This is a genomic window from Fluviispira vulneris (assembly GCF_014281055.1).
In the GTDB taxonomy this organism is placed as follows: Bacteria; Bdellovibrionota_B; Oligoflexia; order Silvanigrellales; family Silvanigrellaceae; genus Silvanigrella; species Silvanigrella vulneris.
In genome coordinates this window covers 1-14,143 of sequence record NZ_JACRSE010000007.1, presented here as the reverse complement: position 1 = coordinate 14,143, position 14,143 = coordinate 1, and the positions used below count along the sequence as shown (strand labels likewise).

At 35.5% G+C, this 14,143-nt stretch carries 10 protein-coding genes, 1 tRNA gene and 1 rRNA gene; 3 read left to right on the top strand and 9 right to left on the bottom strand.

Going from position 1 to position 14,143, the window contains the following annotated elements; all coding sequences use genetic code 11:
• Positions 1-27: 27 nt before the first annotated feature.
• From H7355_RS14815 to H7355_RS14775, 9 genes are all read right to left on the bottom strand, one after another.
• On the bottom strand, positions 28-753 hold the full coding sequence (locus H7355_RS14815; RefSeq protein ID WP_186649444.1) for a 7-carboxy-7-deazaguanine synthase QueE: 726 nt from the start codon (positions 751-753) through the stop codon (positions 28-30).
• An 8-nt stretch (positions 754-761) separates the two neighbouring features.
• Positions 762-1,688 (bottom strand): 6-carboxytetrahydropterin synthase, encoded by a 927-nt coding sequence (locus H7355_RS14810; protein WP_186649410.1) that lies wholly within the window; start codon positions 1,686-1,688, stop codon positions 762-764.
• Between the two features lie 77 nt (positions 1,689-1,765).
• Positions 1,766-2,692 (bottom strand): flagellin N-terminal helical domain-containing protein, encoded by a 927-nt coding sequence (locus tag H7355_RS14805; RefSeq protein ID WP_186649407.1) that lies wholly within the window; start codon positions 2,690-2,692, stop codon positions 1,766-1,768.
• Positions 2,693-2,694: 2 nt separating this feature from the next.
• Complete coding sequence (locus tag H7355_RS14800; RefSeq protein WP_186649404.1) at positions 2,695-5,652, bottom strand: hypothetical protein; 2,958 nt, start codon at positions 5,650-5,652, stop codon at positions 2,695-2,697.
• A 75-nt stretch (positions 5,653-5,727) separates the two neighbouring features.
• Positions 5,728-7,275: an aldehyde dehydrogenase family protein gene (locus tag H7355_RS14795; protein WP_186649401.1), complete on the bottom strand. Its 1,548-nt coding sequence runs from the start codon at positions 7,273-7,275 to the stop codon at positions 5,728-5,730.
• A gap of 28 nt (positions 7,276-7,303) precedes the next feature.
• Positions 7,304-9,073, bottom strand: coding sequence for an ABC transporter transmembrane domain-containing protein (locus H7355_RS14790; RefSeq protein WP_186649397.1), 1,770 nt, complete (start codon positions 9,071-9,073; stop codon positions 7,304-7,306).
• 47 nt (positions 9,074-9,120) lie between these two features.
• On the bottom strand, positions 9,121-10,410 hold the full coding sequence (locus H7355_RS14785; RefSeq protein ID WP_186649394.1) for a COG3014 family protein: 1,290 nt from the start codon (positions 10,408-10,410) through the stop codon (positions 9,121-9,123).
• A 12-nt stretch (positions 10,411-10,422) separates the two neighbouring features.
• Positions 10,423-11,178, bottom strand: coding sequence for a lysophospholipid acyltransferase family protein (locus tag H7355_RS14780; protein WP_186649379.1), 756 nt, complete (start codon positions 11,176-11,178; stop codon positions 10,423-10,425).
• Between the two features lie 45 nt (positions 11,179-11,223).
• A complete protein-coding gene (locus H7355_RS14775; protein WP_186649376.1) occupies positions 11,224-12,552 on the bottom strand; it encodes a phosphopantothenoylcysteine decarboxylase domain-containing protein in 1,329 nt (442 codons plus the stop codon).
• A 90-nt stretch (positions 12,553-12,642) separates the two neighbouring features.
• Between H7355_RS14775 and speE the strand changes: the two genes are divergently transcribed.
• From speE to H7355_RS14760, 3 genes are all read left to right on the top strand, one after another.
• Entirely contained in the window at positions 12,643-13,560 is a 918-nt protein-coding gene (gene speE, locus H7355_RS14770) for a polyamine aminopropyltransferase (RefSeq protein WP_186649373.1), read from the top strand.
• 223 nt (positions 13,561-13,783) lie between these two features.
• A tRNA-Met gene (locus H7355_RS14765) sits at positions 13,784-13,859 on the top strand.
• A gap of 177 nt (positions 13,860-14,036) precedes the next feature.
• Positions 14,037-14,143: ribosomal RNA gene (locus H7355_RS14760) — 16S ribosomal RNA — on the top strand; the annotation flags it as partial.

Sequence of the window (14,143 nt, the reverse complement as noted above, 5' to 3'; positions counted from 1 at the left end):
AAATATTTTAAAACATAAAGAGAGTTTTTAAACGCCGCGTAAATTACCAAACAATAAAACATGCAAGCGAGGTGCATAGCGAAATCCATGTTTTAAACATTCATCGTGTAGCCAAATATTTTCAATCTGTGACTGGATCGTAGTTCCTTCAGGCATCAATAAAACTTTTTTTGCCGAGATCTTCTGTTGGTTAATAATATTCATAATTTCTTGCATATCGGCACTTAAATAATCTTTTCTAACGACAAATTTAAAATGCACAGAATCATAATTTTTTGAAAGTTCCGCCCAATGGGTGAGTGCTTCTGGCACTAAATCTTCTCCTGCATTGGAAAATTTTGGAGAAATATTCCATTGCATTAAGTTATAATCGGTGATTAGAAAATTGGGTATTTGTTTATGTGGAATTCTCGTACCATTACTTTCCACTTCTGCAGAATATTCTTCCCCTAAAGTGCGCATAAGCAAGCCAAGATTGTGTAACGTGGGTTCTCCACCAGAGAGTATAAGGTGCTTTTGGGGGAATTCTTTTATTCTTTTTACAAGTTCGGGTAAGGAAAGACGGACAAATTTTTGTTTTCCGTTTGGATTATTTTTATCGATAGGATCACTTTTAAAAGTATGGGTGTAAGGAGTGTCACACCAAGTGCAACGTAAATTGCAGATATGAAAACGGACAAGGAGAGAGGGAACCCCTGTATTGACTCCTTCTCCCTGCAAGCAGGGATATATTTCATTTACTAAAAAGCTCATATTATCCCTCAGGTGCAGATCGATCCCTTTGCCAAACCCTCATAGGCACGGACTTCGATATCTGTATCGTCAGCAAATTGATTTCTTATATATTCAGCTAAATTTTCCACGGTGCTTTCACAGTCGAGTGCAAGTGTATTGATTTTGGGCATAATAACTGCAACTTCACCTTGTGTGCCTTTATATTGTGCTGCAATAAGCTCAGATTTGAAATCTGAAATTTCTGGACAATGCTCAACAAGTTCAGTGATAAGACGAGAATCCCATTTATCCGCTAGATAATTTCTCGAAATAATATATGAGTTATTCAATTTCTTAGCAGCTTTTGCGCTTCTGGCTAGGTCAAATTTTCCTTTATGGAAAATCTCTACAATATTGCTGTGACCGTGGAATCGTTGGCAATTGCCATAATGATGGCACAAACTGTGTGTGTAGTTAAAATAGTTTTCTTTTTTCTTTTTCTCATCCTCACGTAAAGTAACTTTAACATTTCTTACATTACTGGGAGAATTTCTTAAAATCGCATTTGCAATTTCTTTTTCAAGCTCCGATACGTCATCAGATTCAAGAGCTTTCAGTGTTTCTCTTGCAATTTTTTTTACCGAGTTATTATACGTATTAATGGCAAAAAGCGATTCTTTTGTGTCAGATCTATTGTTACCGATAACAATGATTTGTGAGTTTGACTGAAAGCGAATATGGCTTGCCGTTACAAGTAGTTTATGGTCAAACTCATGGTCTATAGTGCTTTTAGCGGATTTTTTTGCCAAGCTAAAATCGAATAATACCCCTGTCGCGTCTTTTTCGCCTTCCCAAACAATGTCGACGTACCAGCTTTTCCCCTTAGGACCTTTTTCTGGAATAAAGAGAGCGCAGTCTAATAGAGTGACATTTTGGATAAATATCTTAGATAAATTTCGATTTTTTATTTGCATAAATAAAGAAAGCCTTTAAAAACACAGAATCAGAAAATGATTCCATCGGGGTGTCTTATCTAAAGACTTCATATGAATCAACCTAAAAGCTTAAGTGCCATTTCAGGAATTTGATTTGCTTGGCTTAGAACGGCAACTCCTGCTTTTTGTAAGATTCCCTGCTGTACAACTTGTGAGCTTTCATCTGCATAATCAGCATCTTTGATCCGTGATTTCGCTGCTTCTTGATTTTCTATCATTGTCGCCGTATTTGCGACCGCGTAACCCATGCGATTTTGAATTGCGCCTAAAATAGCTCTATATTCGTTAACTTTATCAATGGCTTCATCGATTTTATTGATTGTCTGTTGAGCATATATTTTTTTATCGAGGCGTGTGCCTTCTTCATCAGAAACATTGCCGAGACCAAGTGATCCTTCACCGCCTGTCATCGCGTTGATTTTTTCTAGATTTATTCTAATAATATGAACAGGATTACGGACTTCATCCAAACCATCAACAGCTTGATACCAGGAAGGGCCCACCTGAATTTCAAGCGGAGGACGGTTGCTATTTTTTAGTAAATCTTCTGGGATTTCAGCTTTACCCGTTAACAAACGAGTGCCATTAAACTCGGTCGCTAGAGCTATGCGATCGATTTCGTCTTTTAAAGCAACAAATTCCTTTTGAATATGTCCACGTTCATTATCGCCTATTGTGTCGCTGGCTGCTTGGATTGAAAGTTCTTTGAGACGAATAAGCATGTTTGATATTTCGTGCAGACCTCCTTCAGCTGTTTGAATGAGGCTAATACCATCTGATGTGTTCCGTTTTGCTTGAGCCATGCCACGGATATTGGATTTGAGTTTTTCAGAAATAGCAAGTCCTGCGGCATCATCGGCGGCATGATTTATTCTATAACCGCTCGATATTCTTTCTGTATGTTTGGCAAGCGCGAGAGTAGACACAGATAAATTCCTTTGTGCATTGATAGAACTTATATTGGTCTGAATTCTCATACCCATAGTTAATAAGTCTCCATGGGTGAGTCATAGTTTTTTTGCGGTACGAAAGTCTCTAAACTTCTCCCAATTGTAAGACATGTTGAAATAATTTTGTAGGCTTGTTTGCGCATGCTTTCAATTTCATCACGTGCCTCCCAAGTGAGTCCTTCATGCACAGCTCGATTGCGACTGTCTTGTAAAGAGTGAACAAGTTTAATAAATTCAAAAAGATCATTATCTGTAGCAAAACCCAGATTCATCATTTGATTTAAGTGAAATTGACACTCATTGCGTGCTGCTACTAAAAGAAGCAAAGCAAATGCTTTTGGACCGTCGAGGGTAAAGCGCTTGCCAGGGCGATAAAGACAGATAGCTCTTAACATTTTTCTTAATTTAAATTTACTAAAATAAGGAATGCTACGGATAACAGGTAAATTAGCTATATAATCTTCAAAAGCATTCATTTTTTCAATTACGCCTTTACCATATCCTATTATTTCAAGCTTTTTAGAGAGCTCTCCTTTTCGAACAAGAGAATCTGTGTAAGCTTCAAAAGTATCACGCATGGTGAGTTCTACCGCTTTGCAATGCATATTTACAATTGGACTTAAATCGACGGCTTCATTGCCCCAATCTATGGACTGAATGAGAATCATTTCAGCTGTTCTTAAGGCACTTTTTGAATCAATAGATAAGTAACTTGCATAAGGTACCAAGGATTTAATTATGAGATCTATGTCCTGAGAAGATATTTTTGTATCACTCTCACTTTTTGGTTTTTGCGGTTGAGTGACTTTTTGTGAAACTCGAGCAATCGCTTCTTGAATTTCTTTGTCAATTGATTCAGGCAATCTTAATAGTTGCAGCGTTTTTAATTCTTGTAAAATTTCTTCAGGATTTTCAAGAGAAATTTCTCTAATAATTTTTATTTTAATAGCAAGAGAAATATTTTGTTTTGAGATAGATCGAATAAGTGCCTGTTGAGATCGTGTGTGTTTAGAACGTAACAACTCTACAATTGTGTGTTCAACAAAATCGATATCTATATGCTGAAGCGCTTGATAAAGAATCGCCTTAATTGCATCATCGGTATCGAGTTTAACAAGTGCACGCACAATCCATCTTTTTTCAACATGCGGTGCTATACGCAAACCTTCTCTTAAAAAGAGTTCATAATAGTCTTTTTCTTCACATGATAATTGTGTATTTAAACAAACTTGTAAAATGGCTTCCCAGAGTAAAATAGGGCGATCGATAATCGTATTTCCACTCCAATCTGCCACTTCAATATCAGCTTCTTCATCCTGAGGTTTATTTTCCTCTGTTTTATCTAGAATATTTTGTATTAGCGAAGAAATCTCTTTTAAAGTGACTAATGTGGGTTGGTTGACTTGCAATTTAAATCTATCTGCACCGACTAATATTGATTGAAAACGGGAGGTGACTTCTAGGATGTACTCTTCTTTTTGCATATTTCCATTCAAAAGTGTTTGCTTAATGATTTCAAGTTCTCTATGAATCGCCACACTAAGTGTATAAATATCAAGTCGAGGTGCGGTGAGTGCAATCGCTGTGAAAGCCCAGCTTGTGCCAGAAAAAGGCATTATTTTATAAACTTCTCTTAAAAAACTCGCTGAGGTATTTCCTCCAATAATTGCGGCATAAACTTTTTCAACAAAAGATTCGAACTCATTGGATGACTTTTGCGATAAAAACTTTACATATTTTTTTAAATTTTCAATCACTTTATATTCTTGGCGAATAAGAAGTTTAGATGTATTTTCTGGGCAACTTTTATTTCCAATTGCGACAATTTGATAAAGTAAAATATTACAATCAAAACTTTTTTCAAATTTTTCTTGCCAAGGTTGACTCAAGAGCATTTCAGCATTTAGATAAATAAATCCAATATCTTTAGAAATATTTTGCCAGAGTCGGTAATGCTTTGGGTTTTGCACAGATTGAATAAACTTTTGATTGTTTATTGGAATATATTCTAGCCAAATTTGTGCGAGATATTCATTTTTACCATTTTCTATACTTTCAATGCCAAGATGTGTACTATTTGCAAGAATATCAGTGCATTTTTTATTTTTTAGTTTCAAAACCGTTCGAATAAGTTCTTCAGGTTTTTTATTGTAAAGATCTTTTATTAATGATTCGAGTGCAATTTCAAGATTTTTTTGGTTAAACATTCCGTAACCAATAAAACTTGGATTTTTTTCATGAATTGAATTTTCAAAGAAACATTCACAGGCTTTTATTCCAAAATTTTTATCTTCATATATGGATATTTGTGAATTTAATAATTCATAGATACGCACTGTTTCAGGGTTTTTAATATTTGCTATGATACTTTGAATTGATTTCCATTCAACTTTATTGCATGCAAAGCCTAAATATATAAGTGCCGAAGGTAAAGATGATTTAACTAGATCTTCAGAATTATTAGCCTGTAAAATTTTAAGAGCTATATTCTTAGATTTATCATCGATAATACCAAGTCGAATAAGGGCGTTAAAGCCTTTTGCTAAAACATTATCAGGTAAATCAGCAGAAAAAAGAGTTAATATTTTATCAGCAAGTTTTTCATTGCCTGTTTCTTCAGCAAAAGAAAACAATGAATAAATTATTTTATTTGTAAGTTCTAAACGATCAAAGGCATGTAATATACGATAAATAAGTGAATTGCATTTTGAGTGAGCTAATGTTGATATACAACTACTAATAACATTTTCATCGTTTTCTTTTAGTAAAAGATGAGAGACAATAGCCCATTCACTGCTAGGCATATTTGGAATGTTGAGAGACTGTGCAAGTTTTGCTTTCTCAACTACTGTAGGAATAAGTGCCATAATTTGCCAAGTGAGTAAACTCCCTTGCCAAGAAAAAGAATTTTTTGCGAGTTTTTCTATAGCTAAAGAGCGCTCATGCTCATTTTCAGAGCGGACAAATTGTTTGAGATCCTGAAATATTGGCATGAACACTCTCCTGCTCGTAACAATTTTATCTTTTATAGCTAGGTGTTACGGGTGAATTATTGCCTTGTAAGTCAATCAAGCTTTTACGATATAATCCGAAGGATTGATGTAATTGGTATCCATTTGAGCAAGCTGTAATTTCCCGCTCATATCCCAGTTCACAGATTGCCATTTTGTAAATTGATCTACAACCCAAATTCCAGATTGTCTGCTACCATTTCCACTTTTTCCATTTCCACCAAAAGGAAGATGAGCTTCTGCACCCGTAGTGCTGTTATTGATACTTGTCATACCAGCTGAAATCTCTGTTCTAAATCTATATGCAGATTCAATATCTGTAGTATAAATTGCTGAACTCAAACCATATCCCGTTTTATTCGATAAATAAATTGCTTCGTCAATATCTTTAAAACTTAAAATATTAAATAAAGGTCCAAATGTTTCTGTTGAATAAATTTCATCATTTTCTGTTACGTTATCAACGATGCTTGGAAATGCATAAAATCCGCACTGAGCGTTGCCATCGAAACTATTATCTTTGTTTTGCTCAGTAATAGTTCCATTTTTAGCAGTAAGAAGTCTATGATGAGGCTTGATGAGATTGCTTAAATTTTCGTTGTGTTTTTTTAGAAAACGTTCTCCTATCATTGGACCATAAAAATTATTTTCATTGGTAGGATCGCCAATTCTTAAATTTGTAACTTTATCTAATATTTTTTTAATAAGAGTTTCTTTGATTGATTTGTGGACTATTAAATTACCTAAAGATGTACAGCGTTGTCCCGCAGTGCCAAACCCAGACCAAATGACTCCGTTTGTGACAAGATCGAGATTAGCATCAGGCATAACTACCAGAGGGTTTTTCCCTCCGAGTTCTAAGCAAGGTGTTTGTAAATTTCTGCCACAAATTTCACCAATTTTTTTTCCGACTTCAGTGCTTCCGGTAAATCCAACTTTATCAATTAGGCCTTCGTCCACTAAGGATACCAAATGAGCACCAGTTTCAGGTCCTTTACCAAAGACGACATGGAAAACATCTTTGGGTACGCCTGCAGCGTATAATAATTCAGCAAAAATGTATGAAAGATATGGAGTGTCTTCAGAAGGTTTCCATACACATGTGTTTCCACAGACAAGGGCTGGAATAAAATACCAACTTGGTACAGCAAAGGGAAAATTACCTGCAGTTATACAAGCAAATACTCCTATAGGTCGTCTATAAGTATAGAGCTCTTTATTTTGCATTTCGCTTGGAACGGTCTGTCCATAAAGCCTACGCCCTTCAGAAACAAAAAAATTACACGTATCAATTGCTTCTTGCACATCTCCACGAGCTTCTTTTATAGGTTTGCCCATTTCACGTGTGAGGATTTTGGCTAAAGCATCTTTATTTTTTTGAATTAATTTCCCAAAGTTAGCAATAATTTCAGCTCTTACTGGAGCTGGAGTTCTTTTCCATTGCTCAAGCCCTTTGCGGGCACTGACACATGCTTCTTTACACTCCTCAAGCGTTGCATTGGCAAATGTGCCAAGGATGTCTTCTCTATTTGCGGGATTTATTGAAACAAAATGGGATGAACCTTGATTTTTTTTTCCAGAAATTATGGAAGAAATTGTATTCATAAGAACTCCTTTTGAGCCATTTGTAATATTAAGTCAACAAATGGGAAGGTTTAGTTTTTGAGAAATCCAATATTTCTGTAGCATAATCTCGTATGGCAGGTCTATGAGCAACAACGAAAGTAATTGAATCGGAGACATGTCTTTTTAAATTTTCGATGAGTTTTAATTCATTTGCTATATCGATTGCGCTCGTTCCTTCATCGATAACAATGAAACTTGGATTTTTGAAGAAGATACGGGCAAACATTAATCTTTGTTTTTCTCCGCCAGAGAGGCCTTCAATTTTGTCATCCAAATTTTTATCGAGGAGAGAGAGTTCAAGAGCTTTCTTTGCTTTTTGTATATCTTCTGCACTTGGATTTTCTATCTGTAATGGATATGTTACATTTTCGAATATTGTACCTGAGAATAAAAATGGTTCTTGTGGAATAAAACATATATCTTTTGCATATTTTTCAAATGTTTTATCTGAAGCAACTTCTCCATTTATTAGAAATGAACCTTGTAATGAAGGTTGAACACCTAAGATTGTTCTTATAAAAGTACTTTTCCCAATCCCTGAAGGGCCAATAATCGCAAGTAATGTTCCTGCATTGAGTTGCATATTGAAATTATCAAGCAAAATATTTTTAGCATCATTGCCAATTGAAATATTCTGAAACTGAATAGACTTAACTTTATTTGAAGAAAGATCTTCCTTTTGATTAAGTTGAATCTCAGATCTTTTTTCTAAATCATTTAATAAAAAGTTATTTACTCGATGAAGAGCATCTGTTCCTTTACGAGTTGAGTTGAGCTGATTCGTCATTCGATTAACTTTATCAGATAAAAATGCCACTGTTACCATAAAGCTTGTTAAAATATTACTCTCAAGAGCTCCGTCAGAAATTCTTCTTAATGCAGCAATAATAATAAATGCGCCTGCTATGATTCCAAACCATTCAACAAGCGGACTTCCCAATGATTTTGCCCGAGTCGCTCTTCTCCATACATGATAAATTTTATTATTAATTTTATTAAAATTTTTAATTTCAAAATCAATCGCTTTGTGGACTTGAATTGTTTGCCACCCTCTCATTCTTTCAAGAACACCACTTAATAACTCGCTTTCAAATTGGAGACCTTGGCGCGATAATTTTTTTAAAGTTTTGCTTGTGACTCTTAAGACAATTGCTGCAGGTATTAATACAGTAAGGAATAGAATAAAAAGTTGAGGATCTAAGATGATAAGCCAAGCAATAAAAATAAGAGAAGAGATCCCATCCTTTAATAAACTACTTATAAGTCTTGTAAATGTTTGTTGGATTTCACGCATATCTTCACCCACGATAGAGGCGAGTAAACCAACGTCAATAGAGTTTGCTGCATTATAACTTAATGACAAGTATTTTTTTATAATATCTGAACGGAGTTTATGTGCTAACTTTTCACCTAAATCTCTTAACAAGTAGTCACTATAGAAATTAAAAAATCCATACAATCCAGCTATAGAAATTAAAATAACTGCAAACCAATTCTTTTGAAATGCAAGAGGAATCTTGCTCTCAAAAGGAGTTCCTTCTACCAAAGGAGAAATCCAAAGAGAAAGTTGGTCACCTAAAAGTTTTTGCCAAGTAACATCTGCTGGAATTGAATTGATTGTCTGCACTATATAAGGAATAATTATAAGTAAACAGAGAGAGAGAGGGATCATAATTATAATGCTTATAATAACCAATGAGAATTGGGAAGGCCACAATTTTATTTGTTGCATCCAAAGTCTAAAAGAGGAATTATTTTTTTTTGAGTTAAATGTCATCGATTCTGTTTACCTTAATTTTCTGCGTAGAAATAGTTTTACTTTTATTAATCAAAAGTTCTAAACCTTATGAGTTTCTTTTCATTCTGTTTGAGTGTCACAGTAAATGTGATAGGTTGGGAATTTTCAGGTTTAATCACGATACTTGTTTCTTTATTAGGTTTAATAGTAGCGCGAAATATCTGAATTGTGTCGGGCAAAGAAGTCCAACCCCTGGTATCAGCAACTTCAGTTGCTAAATTAAATCCCATTGCTGCCAATCCTGCAAGCGGATTTTCTTCGTTCAATTTTTTCGCTGCTATTTCCTTAGCAATAACTCTTGCAGCTAGTTTTACGATATCTCTCAAGCGTCGATCGGTGAGAGCCTGTTCGCCCATTTTGCCAATGTCTTCCATCACGATCGTGCGCCCAATGTTTTTATCATTTATATATATGTCAGCATAATGAGAATTATATGAAAGAGACTTATACTCAGGAAAAGAAACTCGTGCAACAGAACCGCCTGTTGGAATAAAGAAATCTTTAGGCACTTTAATCGGGGACTTTCCTGATTCATAAACAATATATAATTCACCATTTGCTAAAACGTTACTATGTTTATCCCAAGTTAAGTTCGGATTTTTCTTTTTAATTTCGGTTATAATATCATTTCTTCTACGGAATTCTGCAAGCCTGCCCAGATCTTTTAGAATCTGTGTTTCTGCATTTTTAAAATTTCCTGAGGCAGATTGATTGTTGTCACCTAAGATATTTTTTAAAGCTGTACGGTATTCAACGATAGCATTGTCCCAATCACCTTTGCTTTCGTATACCATGGCAGAAAAATAGTGAGAGAAAGCATCGTATTTAAATGAATTTTTTCCTTCATTTTCTGAGTTTAAATATTTTTTAATATCATATGATCTGCGTATCATCACTAGGGAATTATTTTGGTCATTATTTGCAAAAAATGCAAGCGAAGAAAAAATGGGTAGCAAAACTCTTTCGTGCGCTTCACCTGAGTAATCTGACATCGAATCATTTACAATAAAACTAGCAGCAGTTTTTGATATACTTGTTGTATAAAGATCATCTAATTTTCTGTCAGCTTGTGTCCATTGTGTGATCGCAGGAGTATAGTCACCCTGTAAATAAAGTAACATCCCTTTTTCCATACGATAAAGAGCATAATTTCTACCTTGTGTGGCTATATCGCTTTTATCAATGAGCTCTGTTGCTTCTTTATATTTTCCCGCATACATTTCTTTACGAATTGTAGCGTTTGAGTCTGTATAAGACTGACAACTATTAATTAAAGTCGCGAATAATGGAAAAAATAAAAATGCTTTTAATTTCATAAAATAATCCATTTACAATTTTGAGGAGATACTCTCACGAGCTTTCTGCATAACTTCTTGAGCAGTCATCTCTGTTGTTTGGATTTTAGGATGTATTGTAATTGTCACTTTGGCAAGTTTTGGCAATAAAGATCCTTTAGGGAGTAAGTTTGCGCAACCATTTAGAGTTATGGGTACTACAGGGACGTGCAAAGCTTTTGCTAAACGAAATGCGCCAGTCTTAAATTCTTTTAAATTACCATCCTCGCTGCGTGTTCCTTCTGGGAAAAAAACCATAGGTGTGCCCCTGCGTAAATGGCGGGATGAAGCTTTCATACTTTTTTCACCGCTTTTTTTACTTGCCCTATTTACAGGGACATATCCTGCAGCTCGCATACCCCAACCAAAGAATGGAATATTAAATAGAGATTCTTTTGCGAGCCAACGGAAACGAGTCGATAAAATAAACAATGCTAATATATCAGCCTGGCTTTGATGATTTGATACATAAACGACAGCTTCACCATTTTTTGCTAAATTTTCTATACCTTCAATTGAAAATTGCCACCATGGGTTGGCAAGTTGAATAGATTTTCCCCAAAGATTTGCAAGATAATGCAATAAATGACGTTCTTTATCAATGAAATAAACAAATGGAAATAAGATTAATATGAGGCTTGAATAAAAAATTGTAAATACAACGACATTAAACCAAGTAAACAATCCGCGAAAAATATCTTTTATCTCACTTTCTTTTACTTCATTAGCGATTTTTTCTGATACTGACATGATTAATTTTCCTAATTTTTTAAGATAAAACACTTGCGTAATACCTTATGCTTTCTGTTTCTTTAACTTTCGATTTTCCAAGAAATTTATAAAACTAAAATAAAACTGTGCTGCCATTTCTTTTTTTCCATTTACAATTGTTTCTTTTTTACTTCCATTATCCATATTTATAAAAACACCTGAGTGTTCCGCTTTTTTATTCCAAGCTGTATTTGAACTGCTCCAAAGAAGTGCGTCCAAATTTTTTTTACGTATCATCTCATAACCAACCTTGAGACCTTCGTCTTGATCGCCTGAGGTGAGCTTCGCTCCAGCCTTATAAGGTATTTTTGCAAGATTTTCCAAGTCTATTATCTTCTCAGCTTTGACAAGATCAATTCTAAGGGTTTCGTTTTTGCTTGAAATCTTAGAATGTGAAAGTGATTTCGGGATAAAATCAGAACCTGCAACAAGATGAATGATACCATTGTATTTATTTTCATTAATTTCTTTTAGATATTCGAACATATCTGAATAGTTTGGCAAATTAATAGTTTGTATATTGTCGTATTTTGGCACATCTTTACTTGTATTTGCTGTGAGTAAAGTGAGATCAATACCCATAGCATAAAAAACTTTAGCCACTTCTATACCCAAACTGCCTGTTGAAAGATTTGTAATACAGCGTACAGGATCAAGTAAAGCGCGAGTTCCACCAAGTGTGATAAGAACTCTTTTAGGATTCTCAGGAAATAATTTTCTTTTATTAATAATATGTGAAATATTTATCGCTAAAATATCAGGTGCAGGAAGTTTATCCTTCCCCTCTTCTTGGCGTGGGGCTGTAAAAAAGACACCTTCAATATTTTTTAATTTTTCTTTATTTTCATCAACAAAAGGAGAGTTGGATAAGCTTTCATGCATCGTTGGACAAAAAATAATTGTTTTCTTTTGTCCTAACGCACTCTGTAAAAGAGTGGTTGCTCCATCTGAACAAATACCATTACTTGCTTTTGCTATTAAATCTGCAGTTGCCGGAGAAACAACGATTGCATCCGATGTGCAAATGTGCTCTGCAAGTCCTGATGGGTTGATAATGACTTCATTCTGGCTCGCCCAGCGTAAGCTTTCTATCCCAATAAATTTCAAGCAATTTTCAGTAATACAGAATTGAATTTCTGCTCCATTTCTTCTTAATTCACGTGCTAAACGGGGAAGCTCAATTGCTGCAATTCCTCCCCCTCCAATAATTGTTATTTTTGTTTTAGCGAGAAACTGTGAATTGATCGTGACAGACGTGTCTTCCATAATATCTTTACTCATTTTTTTTATCGATTTTTTATTTTCAAAATTTTTTGCTGTTGCAATTTTTTTTGCTAATTTGCCTTGGTTCATTTGATATGGACTCATTGCTTTTGTAGTGCTAATTATTAGAGCAAAGAGTTTGTAAGACTCTTCTCTCCTCATTATCAAAAGGAAATATAAATGTTTTCAAAAAAAATACCATACGCTCTTGGAGCTGATTCTGACAATGCGTCTCCTTCCCTTGATCTTTGGTACCAAGAACGCCACAACGATGAAATCTCTTTTGGCCTTCATGTTAAAAAAACATTGCACACCGTGCAAAGTCCTTTTCAAAGGGTAGATGTTTTTGAATCTACTGGTTTTGGAAGAGTTCTTACCTTAGATGGACTCATGATGTGCTCTGATCGTGATGAATTTGTTTATCATGAAATGATTTCCCATGTGCCCCTCTTGGTTCACCCAAATCCTCGCCGTGTTCTTGTTATTGGTGGAGGTGATGGGGGGACGTTGCGTGAGGTTCTAAGACACGATTGTGTGGAAGAAGCTGTATTGTGTGAAATAGATGGAGAGGTTGTAGAAGCCGCTCGACAATTTTTTCCTGCTCTAGCAGTCGGTCTCAATCACCCAAGAGCTAAAATTCACATTGGTGATGGTGTTGAATTTGTTAAAAACAGCCCTAAAGGTGAGTTCGATGTCGTCATTGTGGACTCAACCGATCCGATTGGTCCTGGCGTTGGGCTATTTTCTGGAGAATTCTATAATGAAGTCAAAAGAATATTAACCCCAGGCGGTATCGTGATGGCTCAGTGCGAGTCTCCTTGGGAAAATAAATTTGACCTTGCCAAAGTTTATGGAAACTTAAAGCACGCATTCACATCAGTCTACTCGATGGTTGGAACCATTCCTTCTTATCCCTACGGATATTGGTCATGGGGTTTTGCAAGCGATGCTCAGCATCCCTTCGAAAAAATTGATCTGGATCGCGCGAAAGCAATCGAAAAAGCCTCTAAATACTATAACATAGATATCCATCGCAGTGCTTTTGCTCTCCCCAACTTCTTACGTCAGAAGCTGGTAAATGTGGTGAAGAACGCTTAAGTTGTTCTTTGTTTTAAGCATATTTTTTGCTTTTTGCTTTTTTGAGTGCTTAGAAAAGTCTTCATGAAAAATGAAGGCTTTTTTTTGTATCTGAATTTAAAGATGACTCACGCTTATTTTAAAGGATTTAATTCTGTTTCATTTTTTATTTAATAAAAAAAGCTGGAAGTTGCTTGACAGTCCCTGCTTCGACATGTAGAACCCCTTTCACCACTGATGACGACGCGGGGTGGAGAAGTTGGTATCTCGTCGGGCTCATAACCCGAAGGCCGCAGGTTCAAGTCCTGTCCCCGCCACCAATCATTAGTAGAGAAGTTATTTGACAAGAGAAGAGAGCAGAAACAGAGTGCGGGTCCTTAGAGGCTTTGACTCAATCGACGCAAGTCGAGAGAGAGGGAAGCTTCGGGGCTCGAGATAAAAGACGAGCCGTCAAAAGAAAAAAAATCTTCATAACGCAAGTTATGGAGTAAGTAATTAGAGCTAAGAGTTTGATCCTGGCTCAGAACGAACGCTGGCGGCGTGCCTAACACATGCAAGTCGAACGGAGGTAGCAATACCTTAGTGGCGCACGGGTGAGTAATGC